Here is a 12,901-nt window from a genome sequence, read left to right on the forward strand (position 1 = left end):
GATGGACGACCCGACTGCTCCGCTGCTCACGCCCGACCCGGTCCGGCCGCTGGAGCTGGCCGACGGCACGGTCCGAACGACGCTCGACCGGGGTGCGGGACCGCCGCTGCTGCTGATCCAGGGGATGAGCGGGACGCACGGCCACTGGGGACCGGCGTTCCTCGACGGCCTGGTGGCGGCCGGACGGCGGGTCCTCAGCGTCAACCACATCGGTGTCGCGGGCTCGACCCGCAGCAGCGGCCCCTACACGATCGCCGACCTCGCGGACGCCCAGGCCGCGGCGCTCGACGCGCTCGGGCTGGCAACGCCGGTCGACGTCTTCGGCGTCTCGATGGGCGGGATGACCGCGCAGGAGCTGGCGCTGCGGCATCCCGACCGGGTCCGCTCGTTGGTCCTCGGCTGCACCACCCCGGGGGGCCCGTCCGGGGTCTGGCCCGACCCGGAGGACATGCGCGGACTGGTCGAGGCCTTCCAGAGCGGCGACGCCGAGCGGGCGCTGCGGGCGGGGTGGGAGATGAACCTCTCCCCGAGCTTCGCTGCCGATCCCGAGCGGTTCGCCGCCTTCACCGAGATCAGCCGGGCGGGCCGGGTCTCGCTGGGCACGATCACCGAGCAGCTGGCCGCGATCGGCCAGCACGCGGCGGCGGACCGGCTGGGGGAGATCGCCGTGCCGACGACCGTCGCCCACGGGACGCTCGACCGGATGCTGCCCTACGCCAACGGCGCGACGATCGCCGACGCGATCCCGGGGGCGACGCTCGAGACCTTCGAGGGCGTCGGCCACCTGTTCTTCTGGGAGGACCCGGCGCGGGCGGTGCGGATCGTGCGGGAGACGGCGGCACGGGCCGACTGAGCGAACGGTACGGAGGGACGGAGGTCGTCCCCGAGTACCGTCGGTCGCCCCGGTGGGCCTGAGACGACCGTCTGCATCAGGGAATCCGTGGTCTGAGACGATCGTCGTCGCCCAGACCCTTACGTGCTGGTTGGACCAGATTTATCCAACATTCGTCCGCCTCCGGGTATGGTGTACGCACGATGAGTGGCCACATGCTACGCCTCCCCGACGGCTCGATCGCCGAGGTCGGGGAGCATGCGCTGACCCGGCTCGAACAGCGGTTCGCGGCGGCGTCGGTCGGGCGTGACGAGGTCCTCGACCGGGTGCAGCGGCTGCTCGACGAGGTCGGGCAGCTCTCCTACGAGCAGCCGGTCTGGCTACGCGGCCGTCACCGCCGCGGGTGCCGCTACGCCTTCCTCGGCGACGACTACCTGCTGATCCTGCGCGGACCAGCGGTGGTCACGGGGATCACCCGCGGGGCGATCTCCGACCAGGCTCGGGCCCGCCGCAACGCGGCAGCGGCGGCGCGTCGCAGCTGGCGCTCGCGGCCGCGGGGCCGTGAGGGCCGCGGCACCGAGCACATCGACGAGTGGTGACGGGGCGGCGGGCGCTCCGCCCGCCACCACGGCGCCGCCCTCCGCTTCGAGCCGGTTCTCAGGCCTCGATCTCGACCTCGGCCGGATCGGCCTCGAGGAAGTCGGCCTCGATCCGGGTCGGATCGCGCTCGGTCCCGACGATGATGTCGTCCGGGGTGCCGTCCTTCATGAAGCGGCCGTTGCGCATCCCGTAGTAGACCGCCTGGGGGTGGTGCAGGACCATCGCCAACGTCGACTGCTCCGGGGTGGGGGAGTAGCCGTCGGTGATGTCGAGGCCGATCTGGGAGATGTCGAGCAGCTCCTTGACCTTCTCGTGCTCGGACTGGTCCGGGATCGCGGCGTAGCCCCACGAGAGCCGGCGGCCCTGCGTCTCCGGGATGCCGTACCAGTTGCGGACCTTCCAGTGCAGCCACTCCGAGAGGCCCTCGGCGGTCTGCACGCCGAGGCCGTGCACGAACAGCTGCTCGGCGTACTCGCCCTCGGCCTCGAGCTTGGCCATCAGCTCGGTGACCTCCTCGCCGACGGTCAGCGCCTGGACCGCGATCACGTCGAGCTCTTCGGGGGCCACGACGGTCCCGTCCTCCTGCTTCACGCCGGGGCGGAAGAAGTCGGAGGTGGCCATCCGGTCGCCCTTCTGCTGGCGCGGGGTGACGAACCGGTTGATCTCGGTCTTGCGGTCCTCCGGATCGAGCAGCACGACGTCGTTGCCGTCGGCGTAGCAGGGGAAGAAGCCGATCAGCGCGCGCGGCCGCAGGTAGTCCTGCTCGGCCCACATCCGCTCGAGCTTGGGCCGGAAGCCCTCCTCCTCGCCGTCGCCCTCGACGAGCGCCCGCCAGGCGTCGCCCTTGATCCCCTTGCCGCCCCAGTGGAGCTTGAAGAGCACGTGGGTGTCGAGGTGGTGGTACAGCTCGTCCATGTCGACGGGCACCTCCTGCACGCCCCAGAAGGGCGGCTCCGGCACCGGGGCGTCGGCCGCGACCGGCGAGCGCACGGAGGCGTCGGTCAGCGGCGGCAGGTTCTCGTCGGCCTTGGCCTGGTTGCGGAGCTTGATCGCGCCGGCCTTGATCTCCTCGAGCATCTCCGGGTGGGCGTTGTCGTCGACCATCCGGTCCATCACGCTCAGACCCTCGAAGGCGTCCTTGCAGTAGAAGACGCCGCCCTCGTAGGCGGTGTCGTCGTCGAGCCCGTTGGGGTGGAGCGCGCGGTAGGAGAAGTTGCGGTTGATCGCCGCGCCGCCGACCAGGACCGGGTACTTGAGGCCCTCGCGGTGCAGCTCCTGGACGGCCAGCGGCATCTGCTTGGAGGTCGAGACGAGCAGCGCCGAGAGGCCGATCGCGGTCGCGTCGTGCTCCTTGGCCGCCTCGAGGATCGTGCCGACCGGGACCTGCTTGCCGAGGTCGATGACGGTGTAGCCGTTGTTGCTCAGGATCGTGTTGACCAGCGACTTGCCGATGTCGTGGACGTCGCCGAAGACGGTCGCCAGGACGACGGTGCCCTTGGTGTAGTCCGCCGTCCGCTCGAGGTAGTTCTCGAGCTGCTTGACGGCCTTCTTCATGACCTCGGCCGACTGCAGCACGAACGGCAGGATCAGCTCGCCGGCGCCGAACTTGTCGCCGACCTCCTTCATCGCCGGCAGCAGCACGTCGTTGAGCACCGGCACCGCGCCGAGCTTCTCGACCGCGCGGTCGATGTCGGCCTCGACGCCGTCCTTCTTGCGCTTGAGGATCCGGAAGTGGAGCGCCTCCTCCGGCTCCATCTCCGCGGTCGGGTCGGCCTTCTCCTCGGCCTCCTGGCCCGGCCCCTTCGCCTCGAAGTGGTTGATGAACAGCTCGAGCGCGTCCTCGCGGCGGTTCCAGACCAGGTCCTCGGCCAGCTGCCGCTCGACGGGGTCGATCTCGCCCATCGGGATGATGTGGGCCGGGTTGACCATCGCCAGGTCGAGGCCGGCCTCGACGCAGTGGTAGAGGAAGACCGAGTTCAGGACCGAGCGCGCGGCCAGGCCGACGCCGAAGCTGACGTTGGAGACGCCGAGCGAGGTCTTGACGCCGGGCAGGCGGCCGCCGATCGCCCGGATCGCCTCGATCGTCTGGACGGCGGAGTCGCGCCACTCCTCGTCACCGGTGGTGAGGGTGAAGGTCAGGAGGTCGAAGATCAGCGCCTCGGGCTCGAGCCCGTGCTCGTCGCAGGCGATCTGCTTGAGCCGCTCGGCGATCTCGAGCTTGCGCTCGACCGTCTTGCCCATCCCGATCTCGTCGATCGTGAGCGCGATCACCATCGCGCCGTGCTCCAGCGCCAGCGGGACCACGACGTCCATCTTGTCGCGGCCGGCCTCGAGGTTGACCGAGTTGACGATCGCGCGGCCCGGGATCTGCTCCAGGGCCGTCTTGATCACGTCGGGCTCGGTCGAGTCGATCTGGATCGGCGCCGGCTGGGTGAGGCTGATCTTCTTGACGACCTGCCGCATCTGCTCGGCCTCGTCGCTGCGCTCGGTCAGCGCGACGCAGACGTCGAGCACGTGGGCGCCGCCCTCGACCTGGCCCTCGGCGATCGTGGTCAGCGAGTCGTAGTCGTCGGCCAGGAGCAGCTCCTTGGCCTTGCGCGAGCCCTGCGAGTTGACGCGCTCGCCGACGATCGTCGGGCGCGGCTCCTGGACGAGGTCGGCCGCCGCGATCATCGACGAGACCTGGATGTTGCGCGTGACCCGGCCCGCGTTGTGGGTGGTCGCGCCGGCGGGCTTGCCGGCGACCCGCTCGGCGATCGCCGAGATGTGCTCCGGGGTCGTGCCGCAGCAGCCGCCGACGATCGCCACGCCGTAGTCGTCGACGAACTCGCCGAGCGCGTCGGCCAGCGGCTGGGGCTTCTCGGGGAAGACCGTCTCGCCGTTGATGCCCTGCTGGGGGATGCCGGCGTTGGGGATGCAGTGGACGGGGACGCGGGCGTTCTCGCCGAGGTAGCGGATCGCGTCGCGCATGTCCTCGGGGCCGGTCGAGCAGTTGAGCCCGATCACGTCGGCCTTGAGCGCCTCGAGCGTGGTGACGACGGACGCGACGTCGGTGCCCAGCAGCATCTTGCCGCCGTTGGGCAGCAGCGAGACCGAGATCTGCAGCGGGACCTTGCGGCCGGTCGCCTTGAACGCCTCGCGGGCGCCGAAGATCGCGGCCTTGACCTCGAGGATGTCCTGCGCGGTCTCGATGATCAGGAGGTCGGCTCCGCCCTGGATCAGGCCGCGGGACTGCTCCTCGAAGACCGTCACCAGCTCCGGGAAGAGGATGTTGCCGAGGGTCGGGTCGTCGGACGACGGCAGGAAGCCGGTCGGGCCGATCGAGCCGGCGACGAAGCGGTCGGGGCCGGCGGCCTTGCGGGCGATCTCGGCGGCGCGGACGTTGATCTCGAGCGTGTGCTCGGCCAGGCCCCACTCCTCCAGCTTCAGGCGCGAGGCCTGGAAGGAGTCGGTCTCGAGCACGGTCGCGCCGGCGTCGAGCATCGTGGTGTGGAGCTCCTCGATGACGTCCGGCCGGTTGAGGACCAGGACCTCGTGCGCGCGACCGGGGAGCTTGTAGTCGTCCTCCAGCGAGAGGTTCTTGTCCTCCAGCAGGGCGCCCATGCTCCCGTCGAAGACCACCACGTGGTCGCGGACGGCTGCCAGGTAATCGCGCTCGGCCATTCGTGAAGGGTAGCAACGCCGAGGGCAACCTTGCCACAGCTGTGTCAAGGTTGGGCGGTGGGGCTCCGGGCGCTAGTTCCCGTGCGACCTGCCGGCACGGCGGATCGCCTCGCGCAGGCGGTCGAACCTCGGGTCATCGGGTTCGAGCATCGAGGCCAGGGTCTCGCGCACCGCATCGAGGTCGACGGCGTCGGCGGCGACCATGGCTTCGATGTCGGCCCAGTCCTTCGTGCGGTCGAACATCGCCTTGAAGGTCGCCAGCTCGATGGGCCCGAGGACCGGGATCTTCGCGTCCGAGAACGGCTTGATCTCGACGTGTCTGGCGGTCTGGTCGTGGACGGGAACGGTGTTGAAGAAGAGGTCGATCGGCGTGGTGTCCCACCACAGTCGGACCTGTCCGTCTCGGATGATCTCCGTCGCGGTCGTCGGGGTCTGGGCGATCTCCGTGGGTAGTGCTTCGAGCGCCCGGGGGCTGTCGGTGTGCGCGACGAAGATGTTCACGTCGAGGTCGCTGGTCCCTCGGGGGTCGTTGGTCCAGTAGGCGAGCGCGATCGCCCCGCCGAACGCGTGCGGGATCCCACGAGCGGCAAGCGCCCGGTGCAGCTCCAGCAGCCGGGAGGCGAGGAGGCCGGGCACGGGTGGCTAGTGGGCCGGGCGGAGGTTGAGCAGGGGCGGGAAGCGGAGGACCGGGTCGTGGCGGGTCGGGAGGGCTTCGGCGAGCTCCATGACCTCCTCCAGCTGTCGTCCGCGTTCGCGGGCTTGCTCGGCCGAGGGGTGAAGCGTCCGCTGCTCGGCCGGGACGGCGGTCAGTCGCCATCCGGCGGCGGCCACGACCCGGGCGAGGGTCGAGGCGGAAGGTTGCTTGCGCCCGTGCTCGTAGGAGGAGAGCGTTGCCTGCGACGTGCCGGCGCGACGTGCGAGCTCGGCTTGCGACAACCCCGCCTGGGTTCGGACCTCCCGAAGGATGTCGGCTCCGCTGGTCATGCCCTTCATCATATCTGTTCGGATATGCCGCGGGGTCGGTTCCGGCCGCCCGCACGGAGGACCACTACTTGAAGAACATTGTCTTTACGCGTCTCGCAATAGAGCAAGGTAGGGTGGTCGAACAGATCGGACGGCTCGAGCGGCCGCCCACGCCGGCCGCCGACCGATCGACGACCCAGCTCCCCCTGTACCCCGGAAGAGAGTCCCCGTGTCCGAGAAGCCTGACGCCGTCATCGGTGAGGTCAACGAGCAGCCCGCGAACGGCTGCCCGGTCGCCCATGGCCGCGCCCCCCACCCGACGCAGGGTGGCGGCAACCGTAGTTGGTGGCCGGAGCGGCTCAACCTGAAGATCCTCGCCAAGAACCCCGCCGTGGCGAACCCGCTCGGCGAGCAGTTCGACTACGCGAAGGCGTTCGAGTCGCTCGACCTGGCTGCGGTCAAGCAGGACCTCGCCGAGCTCCTGACGACCTCGCAGGACTGGTGGCCCGCGGACTTCGGCCACTACGGCGGGTTCATGGTCCGGATGGCCTGGCACAGCGCCGGCACCTACCGGATCAGCGACGGCCGCGGCGGCGCCGGCGCCGGGCAACAGCGGTTCGCCCCGCTCAACAGCTGGCCCGACAACGTCAACCTCGACAAGGCCCGCCGGCTGCTCTGGCCGATCAAGCAGAAGTACGGTCGCAGCCTCTCCTGGGCCGACCTGATGATCCTCGCCGGCAACGTCTCGCTGGAGACGATGGGCTTCGAGACCTTCGGCTTCGCCGGCGGTCGCGAGGACGTCTGGGAGCCCGACGAGGACGTCTACTGGGGCCCGGAGACCGAGTGGCTCGGCGACGAGCGCTACACCGGCGACCGCCAGCTGGAGAACCCGCTGGGCGCGGTCCAGATGGGGCTGATCTACGTCAACCCGGAGGGCCCGAACGGCAACCCGGACCCGCTCGCCTCGGCCCGCGACATCCGCGAGACGTTCGCCCGGATGGCGATGAACGACGAGGAGACCGTCGCGCTGATCGCCGGCGGCCACACCTTCGGCAAGACCCACGGCGCCGCTGACCCCGACAAGTACGTCGGCCCCGAGCCCGAGGCCGCCCCGCTGGAGCAGCAGGGCCTGGGCTGGAAGAACAGCTACGGCAGCGGCAACGCCGGCGACACGATCGGCAGCGGCCTGGAGGTCACCTGGACCTACCACCCGACCCGCTGGGACAACGAGTTCTTCCACATCCTGTTCGCCTACGAGTGGGAGCTGACGAAGTCCCCGGCCGGCGCGCAGCAGTGGCGGCCGATCAACAACGGCGGCGCCGACCTGGTGCCCGAGGCGTTCGGCGACGGCAAGCGCGAGCCGCGGATGCTGACCTCCGACCTGGCGCTGCGCGCCGACCCGGCCTACGAGAAGATCTCGCGCCGGTTCAAGGACGATCAGGACGCGTTCTCCGACGCCTTCGCCCGCGCCTGGTTCAAGCTGACGCACCGCGACATGGGCCCGGTCTCCCGCTACCGCGGCCCCGAGGTCCCGAGCGAGACCCTGCTGTGGCAGGACCCGCTGCCGGAGGCCCCGGCCACGGTCATCGGTGACGCCGACGTCGCCGCGCTGAAGGCGAAGGTCCTCGAGTCCGGCCTGACGACCGCTCAGCTGGTCTCGACCGCCTGGGCCTCGGCCAGCTCGTTCCGTGGCAGCGACAAGCGCGGCGGGGCCAACGGTGCCCGCGTGCGCCTCGCCCCGCAGAAGGACTGGGAGGCCAACGATCCCGAGCAGCTCGCGACGGTCCTGACGGCCCTCGAGGGCATCCAGGCGTCGTTCAACGCCGGCGGCAGCGCGCAGGTCTCGCTGGCCGACCTGATCGTGCTCGCCGGTTCGGCCGCGGTCGAGCGGGCGGCCAAGCAGGGCGGCGTCGACGTCGTCGTGCCGTTCACGGCCGGCCGCGTCGACGCGTCGCAGGAGCAGACCGACGTCGCGTCGTTCGACGCGCTGGAGCCGGTCGCGGACGGGTTCCGCAACTACCTGTCCGGCAAGCAGCGACTGACCGCCGAGTACCTGCTGATCGACCGGGCGAACCTGCTCAACCTGAGCGCGCCGGAGACGACCGTCCTGGTCGGCGGCCTGCGCGTGCTGGGCGCCAACGCCGGCGGCTCGACCGACGGCGTCCTGACCGACCGGCCGGGCACGCTCGCGAACGACTTCTTCGTGAACCTGCTCGACCTCGGCACGGAGTGGTCGGCCGTGGCGGGCAACGAGGGGACGTTCGAGGGCCGCGACCGCGCGACGGGCGAGGTCAAGTGGACCGGCTCCCGCGTCGACCTGGTCTTCGGCTCGAACTCCGAGCTGCACGCGCTGGCCGAGGTCTACGCGGCCGACGACGCGCGCGAGGCCTTTGTGCGCGACTTCGTCGCCGCGTGGGTGAAGGTGATGGACGCAGATCGGTTCGACCTGCGCTGAGCGTTGCCGGCGCGGGGCGGCTCGAGGTCGCCCCGCACCAGCCTTTCGAACGGCCCGCCTCGGCGGGCCGTTCGTCGTTGTGGGGGCGGGCTGGGGCGTTGGTCGTTCCGCGATGCGTCGTCCACCGTCACGGTGGACGACTACCGGGCGGCCTGCCGTCCTCCACCGACCCTGTTCCGCTCGCCAGCGGCACACCGAATCATCCTGTTCGGGCGATGGCAGGTCCAGGGCGACGCGCTAGCTTCACGCGATGATCCGGTCCGGTGTGGCCGAGGTCGACTGCCGAGGGAGCTGACCGTGACCGAGAGTGTGCTCGCTAGTTGGAATGAGGGCCCTGCAAAGCAGGCGATCGTTGATTTCGTGACGTCGGCGACGACGCCGGGGCCGGGGTTCGTCGAGCTGGCGGATCGGGTTGCGACGTTCGACAACGACGGGACGTTGTGGGTGGAGCAGCCGCTGCCGCCGCAGTTCGACTTCGTCTTTCGTCGATGGGGCGAGGAGGTCAAGGCCGACCCGGCGCTTGCGGAGCAGCAGCCGTACAAGGCGATCCTCGCCCGTGACCCGGCCTTCTTCGCCGGGATCGCGGTCCAGGAGCCGGCCGTCGTGGAGTCGCTGCTGGCCGCGTTCACGCGCACATGGGGCGGCTCGACGCCCGATGAGTTCGACGCGCAGGTCCGGGAGTGGCTGACGACGGTCAAGCAGCCCAAGCTCGGGGTGCCGTACATCGAGTTGGTCTACGAGCCGATGCTGGAGCTGCTCGACTACCTCAAGGCGGTCGACTTCCGCGTGTTCGTCTGCTCCGGTGGCGGCCGGGAGTTCATGCGGGTATTCGCGGAGGAGACGTGGGGGATCTACAAGGAGAACGTGATCGGCACCGCCGCCGAGTACACGTATGCCGACGGCAGGATCGTCCGGGCCGAGCATGCGCTGGGCGGCCTCGACGTCGGGCCGGGCAAGCCGGAGCACATCTTTGCCCAGACCGGCCGGCTGCCCGTGTTCGCTGGCGGCAACGCCGACGTGGACATCGAGATGCTTCAGGCCGCGACGTTCTCGGTTCTTGTCGATCACGACGACGAGGAACGCGAGTTCGCGTACACCGCGGGCGCGGAGAGGTCCGTCGAGCAAGCGAAGGCGCTCGGCTGGACGGTCGTGAGCATGAAGAACGACTGGGCCACCGTGTTCAAGACCGGAGCGAGCGCATGAGCGATCTGACAGCGATCGACATTCTGATCGACCCCGACGAGCATGCACTGGAGCGCGCCCGCGCGACCAACGCACGGGTGCTGCAAAGCATGCCCGAGGGGTGGGTGCTTGATGACACCCACATGCCGCACATCACGACCTTGCAGCGCTACGTACGCACCGCCGACCTCGACAAGGTCTACGACGCCGTCGAGAAGACAGTCGGCGAGACCGACCTGGCCTCGCTTGGCTACCAGGGCGTCAAGATCACGCACGCCGACTGGGGCTTTCCCGGCTACGGGCTGACCGCGATCCTCGTCTCGGCCAGCCCCGACGTGCTCGAATTCCAAGCCAAGCTCGTCAACGCCGTCGCACCGTTCGTCGAGCCCAATGGCACCGCGGCGGCGTTCGTCGCCGACCCCGGCGAGACGATCAGCCCGACCATCATCGACTGGGTGCAGGCATACGTGCCCAACCAGATCGGCGACGGCAAGTACCTCCCGCACATCACCGTCGGCGTCGCCAAGTTCGACGACCTCAAGATCATCGAGGCCGAGCCTTTCGAGCCGTTCCCCGTCCACCCCACCAGCGTGTCCGTCTACCACCTCGGCAACAACGGCACCGCCCGAAAGCTCCTCAAGAGCTGGTCGGTGACCAACTAGGGAGACGGCCATGACGGTGACCCAAGACCTTCCCGTTCGGGGCCCCGATCGCTCGCTACGAGCAGAGCGTCGTCGACCGTATCGAGGACTTCAAGGAGCCTAAGCAGGAGTGGCGGCGCCTGTTCTCCGAGGTGCTCGGCACGTTCTTCCTCGTTCTCGTGGCGGCCGTCTCCTAGAGGACCCCGAAACGCCGGAACCCCCGTGCAGGACGGGGGTTCCGGGGTGCTGCGGGTCCGGCCGGGAGGCCGGGGGAGGCGCTACTTGATGAAGAGCATCTCCGAGTACAGCGGCAGCGGCCAGAGGTCGTCGGCGACGATCTTCTCGAGCTTGTCGGCGATCTCGCGGACGGCGTTCATCGCCGGCAGGATCTCGTCGCGGAGGAAGATCGCGTGGTTGAGGTCGGCCAGCTCGCCCTCAGTCCGGTTGAGCCGCTCGAGCTCGAGGATCCGGGTGTAGATCTCCTCGGTCAGCCCGCGCATCTCCGCCGCCGGGGCGTCGAGCCCGACGTCCTGGAGCAGCTTCAGCTGCGCGACCGCAGCCGGCAGGATCAGCGTGCGGGCGATCGTGGCGGCGGTCTCCGCCTCGATGTTGACCTTGACGCCGTACTGCTCGACGAGCACGTCGAAGCGGGCCTCGACCTCACGCGCGGAGAGCACGTCGTACTTCTCGAACAGCGCGATCGACGTCGGCGCGACCAGGGCCGGGAGCGCGTCGGGGGTGGTGCGGTAGTTCAGCAGCCCGCGCTTCTTCGCCTCCACCTGCCAGTCGTCGGAGTAGCCGTCGCCGTCGAAGATGATCCGCTTGTGCTTCGCGTAGACCTCGGCGGTGACCTCGGTCACGGCCGTGGCCAGCTCGGTGCCGGCGGCCAGCTTGGCCTCGAGCATGTCGGAGAGCGCGTCGATCGACTCGGCGGCCATCGTGTTGAGGACCGTGTTGGTCAGGCCGAGCGACTGGCTCGAGCCGAGCGCGCGGAACTCGAACTTGTTGCCGGTGAAGGCGAACGGCGAGGTCCGGTTGCGGTCGCCGCCGTGACGCGGCAGCGGCGGCAGGACCGGCGTGCCCATGCCGAGGAACGATCCCGGCGACGACGGGTCGCCCTCGCCGGCCTCGATCGCCTCGAAGACGGCTTCCAGCTCGCCGCCGAGGAACATCGAGATGATCGCCGGCGGGGCCTCGTTGGCCCCGAGGCGGTGGTCCTGGCCCTCGCCGGCGGCGGTCGCCCGCAGCAGGCCCTGGTGCTCGTCGACGGCGCGGATGACGGCCGAGCAGTAGAACAGGAAGATCAGGTTCGAGTGCGGCGTGTCGCCCGGATCGAGCAGGTTGCCGCCGAGGTCGGTGCTCATCGACCAGTTGTTGTGCTTGCCCGAGCCGTTGACGCCGGCGAACGGCTTCTCGTGCAGCAGGCAGACCAGGCCGTAGTGGGGAGCAGTCTGCTGGAGGACCTGCATCACCAGGTGCTGGTGGTCGGCCGCGACGTTCGACGTCTCGTACAGCGGGGCCAGCTCGTACTGGCCCGGCGCGACCTCGTTGTGACGGGTCTTGACCGGCACGCCGAGCTTCTGGAGCTGGCGCTCGCACTCGAGCATGTAGGCGAGCACGCGCTCCGGGATCGCCCCGAAGTAGTGGTCGTCGAGCTCGTGGCCCTTCGGCGGCTGGGCGCCGAACAGCGTCCGGCCGGTGATCTGGAGGTCGGGACGCTCGTAGTAGTACTGCTCCTCGATGAGGAAGTACTCCTGCTCGGCGCCGATCGTGGTGAAGACGCGCTGCGGGTCGTCGTCACCGAGCAGGCGCAGGGCGCGGACCGCGGAGCGGCTGAGCACGTCCATCGAGCGCAGCAGCGGGATCTTGGTGTCCAGCGCCTCGCCCGTCCACGACGTGAACGCCGTCGGGATGCAGAGCAGGGCGCCGTTCGGGTTCTCGAGGATGAACGCGGGGGAGGTCGGGTCCCAGGCGGTGTAGCCGCGGGCCTCGAAGGTCGCGCGGATGCCGCCCGACGGGAACGAGGACGCGTCCGGCTCGCCCTGGATCAGCTCCTTGCCCGAGAAGTCGGCGATCGCGCCGCCGTCGTCGGTCGGGTTGAAGAACGAGTCGTGCTTCTCGGCGGTCGAGCCGGTCAGCGGCTGGAACCAGTGGGTGTAGTGGCTGGCGCCCTTCTCCAGCGCCCAATCGCGCATCGCCGAGGCGACGGCGTCGGCCAGGCTGACGTCGAGGGCCTCGCCCCGCTCGAGCGTCCGCTGGAGGCGCTTGTACACGTCCTTCGGGAGCCGCTGGCGCTGCACCGCCGGGCTGAAGACGTCCACGCCGAAGATCTGGTTCTGCGGACGGGTGAGGTCGTCGATGCCGAAAGCGACCTCGTCGGCGGTCCACCGCGCGGCGGTGACGTTCCTCTGGCGGGACTGGGTCATGGGCTGCAAAGACTCCTCGGGGTCGGTGACCGGCTCTCACGCGGACACACGCATTCTGACGTGCGCCCGCAAAAGGGCCGGCGGCGAGCGTAGGTCCGCCCGGACGTGGCAGACCTTATCCCGATGTCCAAAGGGGGTG

At 69.9% G+C, this 12,901-nt stretch carries 9 protein-coding genes; 5 read left to right on the forward strand and 4 right to left on the reverse strand.

Annotation, left to right across the window (positions count from 1 at the left end; translation table 11 throughout):
• Nucleotide 1 precedes the first annotated feature (1 nt).
• Both ACVUH9_RS07345 and ACVUH9_RS07350 read left to right on the forward strand, forming a co-directional pair.
• Nucleotides 2-853: an alpha/beta fold hydrolase gene (locus ACVUH9_RS07345; RefSeq protein ID WP_475755421.1), complete on the forward strand. Its 852-nt coding sequence runs from the start codon at nt 2-4 to the stop codon at nt 851-853.
• Between the two features lie 182 nt (nt 854-1,035).
• Entirely contained in the window at nt 1,036-1,431 is a 396-nt protein-coding gene (locus tag ACVUH9_RS07350; protein ID WP_475755423.1) for a hypothetical protein, read from the forward strand.
• 58 nt (nt 1,432-1,489) lie between these two features.
• Here ACVUH9_RS07350 and ACVUH9_RS07355 read toward each other — a convergent pair whose 3' ends face one another.
• The 3 genes from ACVUH9_RS07355 to ACVUH9_RS07365 all read right to left on the reverse strand — a co-directional run bounded on the left by ACVUH9_RS07355 (nt 1,490) and on the right by ACVUH9_RS07365 (nt 6,079).
• The gene (locus ACVUH9_RS07355) at nt 1,490-5,095 is read right to left on the reverse strand and encodes a methionine synthase (protein ID WP_475755424.1); all 3,606 of its coding nucleotides are present in this window, start codon (nt 5,093-5,095) and stop codon (nt 1,490-1,492) included.
• Nucleotides 5,096-5,167: 72 nt separating this feature from the next.
• Nucleotides 5,168-5,731 (reverse strand): hypothetical protein, encoded by a 564-nt coding sequence (locus tag ACVUH9_RS07360; RefSeq protein WP_475755426.1) that lies wholly within the window; start codon nt 5,729-5,731, stop codon nt 5,168-5,170.
• Nucleotides 5,732-5,737: 6 nt separating this feature from the next.
• Nucleotides 5,738-6,079, reverse strand: a complete 342-nt coding sequence (locus tag ACVUH9_RS07365) for a helix-turn-helix domain-containing protein (RefSeq protein WP_475755428.1) — start codon at nt 6,077-6,079, stop codon at nt 5,738-5,740.
• Between the two features lie 208 nt (nt 6,080-6,287).
• Here ACVUH9_RS07365 and katG point away from each other — a divergent pair, with 208 nt between their 5' ends.
• From katG to ACVUH9_RS07380, 3 genes are all read left to right on the forward strand, one after another.
• Nucleotides 6,288-8,513 carry a catalase/peroxidase HPI gene (gene katG / locus ACVUH9_RS07370; RefSeq protein ID WP_475755430.1) on the forward strand — a complete coding sequence of 742 codons (2,226 nt, stop codon included), beginning with the start codon at nt 6,288-6,290 and terminating at the stop codon, nt 8,511-8,513.
• Nucleotides 8,514-8,810: 297 nt separating this feature from the next.
• Nucleotides 8,811-9,716, forward strand: a complete 906-nt coding sequence (locus ACVUH9_RS07375; RefSeq protein WP_475755432.1) for an HAD family hydrolase — start codon at nt 8,811-8,813, stop codon at nt 9,714-9,716.
• Entirely contained in the window at nt 9,713-10,357 is a 645-nt protein-coding gene (locus tag ACVUH9_RS07380; protein ID WP_475755434.1) for a hypothetical protein, read from the forward strand. The genes ACVUH9_RS07375 and ACVUH9_RS07380 overlap by 4 nt, the downstream gene beginning before the upstream one ends.
• Before the next feature lie 257 nt (nt 10,358-10,614).
• On the opposite strand, the gene ACVUH9_RS07385 is transcribed toward ACVUH9_RS07380, so the two are convergent.
• The gene (locus ACVUH9_RS07385) at nt 10,615-12,762 is read right to left on the reverse strand and encodes a glutamine synthetase III family protein (protein ID WP_475755436.1); all 2,148 of its coding nucleotides are present in this window, start codon (nt 12,760-12,762) and stop codon (nt 10,615-10,617) included.
• Nucleotides 12,763-12,901 lie beyond the last annotated feature (139 nt).

The sequence above is a fragment of the Patulibacter ginsengiterrae genome (assembly GCF_056269115.1).

Coding starts and splice junctions, on each gene's coding strand:
- ACVUH9_RS07345 (WP_475755421.1), top strand. CDS start 2: ATGGACGACCCGACTGCTCCGCTGCTCACGCCCGACCCGGTCCGGCCG.
- ACVUH9_RS07350 (WP_475755423.1), top strand. CDS start 1,036: ATGAGTGGCCACATGCTACGCCTCCCCGACGGCTCGATCGCCGAGGTC.
- ACVUH9_RS07355 (WP_475755424.1), bottom strand. CDS start 5,095: ATGGCCGAGCGCGATTACCTGGCAGCCGTCCGCGACCACGTGGTGGTC.
- ACVUH9_RS07365 (WP_475755428.1), bottom strand. CDS start 6,079: ATGACCAGCGGAGCCGACATCCTTCGGGAGGTCCGAACCCAGGCGGGG.
- ACVUH9_RS07380 (WP_475755434.1), top strand. CDS start 9,713: ATGAGCGATCTGACAGCGATCGACATTCTGATCGACCCCGACGAGCAT.
- ACVUH9_RS07385 (WP_475755436.1), bottom strand. CDS start 12,762: ATGACCCAGTCCCGCCAGAGGAACGTCACCGCCGCGCGGTGGACCGCC.